Genomic DNA, 440 nt, shown 5'->3' on the forward strand with positions numbered 1-440 from the left:
CCCTACACCTATGTCACGACCAAGGCGTTCCTGCTGCAGTTCGGGTTCGACACCCTGCGCGATCTCCCCGACATCGATGCGCTTGAGGATGCAGGCCTGCTGTCGAAGGAGAAGCTGCTGGCGGGCGACATCACGCCGGGGTTTTCCAGTGACTGGGATGAAGATGCGGGCGTTGCCGGTGATGAATAGCATGCTGCTCACCAGGGATGGGTGGTTCGCGGGCAGCAGTCCTATCCGCGTGGGACCGCAAGAACACGGTGACGCTTCGTTTGGATCGCATCGTCAGTGGCGCGCGAATAGGCCGCGAGCAGAGCAGCAAGGTCGGCGCCGGTCGGGGGTGACCGCACAGACCTCGGCGATCCTTGACGCGTGTCCATGAAATCCGAGAAGTGCGCAATCAACCGGTCATGGCCGCCTGCAGCCAGGACGAGCCGACGCCG

Annotated in this window: 1 pseudogene; it reads left to right on the top strand. The window is 63.4% G+C overall.

What is annotated here, in order from left to right:
- Positions 1-189 (top strand): annotated as a pseudogene (locus EOC06_RS35815) (SMC-Scp complex subunit ScpB); the annotation flags it as partial.
- Between the last annotated feature and the right edge of the window lie 251 nt (positions 190-440).

The sequence above is a fragment of the Mesorhizobium sp. M7A.F.Ca.MR.362.00.0.0 genome (assembly GCF_004023175.1).
Taxonomy (GTDB): Bacteria; Pseudomonadota; Alphaproteobacteria; order Rhizobiales; family Rhizobiaceae; genus Mesorhizobium.